This is a genomic window from Shimia gijangensis (assembly GCF_900142085.1).
GTDB lineage: Bacteria > Pseudomonadota > Alphaproteobacteria > Rhodobacterales > Rhodobacteraceae > Shimia > Shimia gijangensis.
On record NZ_FQZQ01000055.1, the window covers coordinates 1 to 3584 of the forward strand.

Sequence of the window (3584 nt, forward strand, 5' to 3'; positions counted from 1 at the left end):
CTTCAGTGCGGGCCTTGACCTCAAAAAATCAATCAAATAGTAGTGTGAAAGTTGAGCGGGCGTTGTGTAATGGTTAAGACCTCAGTTTTCCAAACAAATCTCCTGAGTTTCATGCAGTATCATTTGGTGTCTTACCCATTCTTTTTGTTGACTTTTATTTTGCATCCTGTTGCATGGTGTAGCATCTAGTTGCATACAGTTACCTACAAAAAGCCGACAAAGTATATGCCAAAGCTCACAGAGACATTTGCAAAGAAATTACCTCATGCAAGGGCCGGTACGGACAAGTATTGGGATGCGGAGATCAAAGGCCTGGTGCTCTTCGTTGGGAAGCGCTCCAAGACCTGGTACTTTCAAAAGGACGTCGGCGGCCAGACCAAGCGCATTCTGATCGGACGGTTCCCAACAATCTCAGCCCAGGCCGCGCGTCAGACAGCTCTTGGGTTTGCCTTGGAAATGGGCAGGGGGGCAGGGAAGGTTGTTCAGATCGGAGCCCCTACTCTTGAGGCAGCGATGGAAGTTTATCTGGCGCGCCCGAAGCTTCGATCTGAACACCATAAGAGTGGGACGCGTGCGCAGCTGGATCTGCACTTGAAAGACTGGATGCGGTTGCCATTGGACGAGATCAGCAAAGCGATGGTTGTTCGCCGCCATCGGGAGATGGCAAGAACGCCTTCGGGCGCCAATCACGTCCTTCGCAGTTTCAGGACAATTTACAATCATGCGCGCCGAACCTGTGATTTAGCCGAGTGCCCAACGATGGCCATAGAATGGTTTGAAGAAACACCGGACGGCCGGATCATTGATGACCTGAAGGATTGGCGAGAAACGATCGATGATCTTGCCAATCCAATCCACCGTGTATTCTACGAGCTACTTTTGTTTACCGGCCTCAGGAAAACTGAGGCGCTGACGCTCAAGTGGCAGCAGATCGGAGAAGATCGCATTCACCTGCCCATGACGAAGAACGGACGGAGCTTTGATTTGCCTATCTTACAGTTGCACCATGAGATATTGGCGCCGCTGCGCCCCCTCAGTCGAGAATGGGTGTTTCCGTCTCCCAAGTCCGTGGCAGGGCACATCACAAGGCCGGTAAGACTTAAGTACAATCCTCATATGCACCGCCGTACCTTTGCAACTGTTGCGATGGAAGCAGGTGTTCTGGAAGAAATCGTAGGTCGGTTGCTCAATCATACGCCACTCTCGATTACCGGACAGAGATATGCACGGCCATCGCTGGATGCGCTGCGGCCGTCGATGAACCTGGCCTGTGATGAATTATCGAGAAGGATTGCTGGCAAATGACCGAGCAGCCCCAAATCAAAGTCCATTTACATGACTCAATCAAAAAGATTGGGCAACCGGATATTCAGGTTCCGGATCTTGCTAGTAAAGAGGCCGTGCGCAAGATATTTGCTGGCGAAGGTCATTTGCATTTTGCCCAGGTAGATCCGCCTATGGCTGTTCTTGAGGAGCTTCAAAAACGGGTTGAGAACAAGGATGCTTTCGGACCAAAAACACACGATGAAAAGACATATGAGCTGATCAATGAACATGTCCTAAGAAATGGAATTTTGCAGGATATGGTGGGCGGCAAGACGCTTCACTGGGCAAAAAATACCGATGAGCTCCTTTCCATGGCGCGGTCAATGCTAAGCAATTGCTCATCTCGCGATGAAGATGTGATTTTGGCTGCTGAAAAGGTCTTGGTCTTTCAGAGGGACATGAAAAAGTCACGTGGTGAGCCAACATCCATATCGGAGCAAGAGATGGATCCACTGGTGATGCAGTTGTTTGTTGCTTTCGGCGGTGATTCACCTTCGAAGCGATCACTGGTTGAACCAGAATGGGGGGACTACAGCGATGGCATCGTAGAATTGTCTAATCGCGTCTTCCAATCGATCCGGGATGGATTCATCGAAGCTCGAATTCTAATGTTTGAAACCACACCTCATGGCGCGAAGTTGGTCTCACCGGAATTAGCGCCAAAGGCATTCCGTACGGGCTCTGATGATTTGTACAGCTATCTAATGACGCGGGATCTTCCCGCCAAATGGTTTAGGGCGGGAACAACCCTAGCCAAAAGGAAAGGGGAGGCAAGGCGCTGGGTTGAGGGCGTGGCTACTCGGTTTGACGCTGAAGGCAAGCGGGCAAGCGGTGGTGATTACCAGAGTGAAATGATGAGGCGCTTTGATCTTTCGGAAACGGCAGCGAAGGACGTATGGAGGATTGCAGCAGTTCCCAACCGAGGGAAGCTTGGAAACATCCCTGATGCAGAGCGCGTCGGGATCGAAGATCTTCGAGCGCTGTAACTATAGGGGGGGGAAATCTCCTCCCCCCTAAATATTATTCCGACCGGGAAACGACGAATTTCAGTGCAACAGAAATCAAGCACGGGGTTCGAAATGAAACTAGATGATACAGATCGGCTGCTGTCGCGCTCAGACGTTGCAATAAGATTTGGTATTCCAAAACGATATTTGGAAATTGCCGCCATGCGTGGTGAAGGACCAAGAATTGTGCGGATTGGCCGCCTGGTTCGTTACCGGGTCAAAGACATCAAAGCCTGGATTGAAGCCAACACTTCACCTGAGGCTGTATAGATGGCAGGCCTTCCTCTCAAGAAATGGTGGGCGCTTCAACTTGCTCTGGTTGAAATTCGGCTGTCAAAATCAGCGCCTTTGGTTTTTGCACGCCTTTTGTACCATCATAATACCAAGACAAATCTCTGTTATCCGAGCGAGGCTAGGCTCGCAGAGGCATTGGGGTGCACCACTCGCAGCATTCGAACGTCTCTGAGAAGCCTAGAGAAGTTCGGATACATTCGGATCTCACGTGGGTCTGGCCGGAATGGAACCAACCAGTATTTCATGAGCATGCCAACCGGAAGAAAAGCGTACGAAGAAGCGGAAAAACGGTGTCGGTCCTACCGGAAAAAATCTTCCACCAAACAAATGAAAGAACATTTGAAAGAAAAGCAAAAAATTCCCACCGATGTCGTGAATAGAAAAAACCGAAACCCTAGCGGAAGTCGAAGTGAGCGAACCCTTGCCCAGAATTCTGAGTTGCTGCAGACAAAATTGGTGCAAGCCTTGGGCGGTGGTGCAAAAGCTTGGGAGAAGGTTTTTTCGATCAGCGATGAAACCAGGAGAGAATACGAACTCCAGTTCCATGAAGAGAAAATGACTCTTGGCCAGGCGGTGACGGAAATGGCAGCCAATGTCGCTGAATAGACATTGTGTCCAGATGAGGAAAGCCGCATCGGTTGGAGGGTAGTGTGCCAATGTCATCGTGCCCAAGTGTCGGCGCCTAATTTCCTTTCAACCGAGCACCCCGATAAAAGCGTATCCTTGTTTTGATAGCTCAGGATAGTGCTGAGAATGGAATAGGGTTAGGGCAAAGTGGCGATACAACGCAACATTTACGCTTATGGTGCCAAAAGGAGATTTTTGGAGGACAAAACTGAAGAAGCCTTCAACAGTTTGGGCCGATTTTGTTGAAAAACTCTTTCTTTCTCGCACTTTGACGTGTGCAATCGCTTTGATTTATTGGGCTGTCCGAGGTTGGGTTAGCCTCTTATCCAA

General features: G+C 49.8%; 4 protein-coding genes and 1 pseudogene. All 5 read left to right on the forward strand.

What is annotated here, in order from left to right; all coding sequences use genetic code 11:
* Positions 1-225 precede the first annotated feature (225 nt).
* The 5 genes and pseudogenes from BUC32_RS19870 to BUC32_RS21100 all read left to right on the forward strand — a co-directional run bounded on the left by BUC32_RS19870 (position 226) and on the right by BUC32_RS21100 (position 3233).
* The gene (locus BUC32_RS19870) at positions 226-1305 is read left to right on the forward strand and encodes a tyrosine-type recombinase/integrase (protein WP_073257347.1); all 1080 of its coding nucleotides are present in this window, start codon (positions 226-228) and stop codon (positions 1303-1305) included.
* Entirely contained in the window at positions 1302-2312 is a 1011-nt protein-coding gene (locus BUC32_RS19875; protein WP_073257338.1) for a hypothetical protein, read from the forward strand. The genes BUC32_RS19870 and BUC32_RS19875 overlap by 4 nt, the downstream gene beginning before the upstream one ends.
* Positions 2313-2405: 93 nt before the next feature.
* The gene (locus BUC32_RS19880; protein WP_073257341.1) at positions 2406-2603 is read left to right on the forward strand and encodes a helix-turn-helix transcriptional regulator; all 198 of its coding nucleotides are present in this window, start codon (positions 2406-2408) and stop codon (positions 2601-2603) included.
* Positions 2604-2813: pseudogene (locus BUC32_RS21290) on the forward strand (helix-turn-helix domain-containing protein); the annotation flags it as partial.
* A 57-nt stretch (positions 2814-2870) separates the two neighbouring features.
* Positions 2871-3233 carry a hypothetical protein gene (locus BUC32_RS21100; RefSeq protein WP_245815233.1) on the forward strand — a complete coding sequence of 121 codons (363 nt, stop codon included), beginning with the start codon at positions 2871-2873 and terminating at the stop codon, positions 3231-3233.
* The last annotated feature ends 351 nt before the right edge of the window (positions 3234-3584 follow it).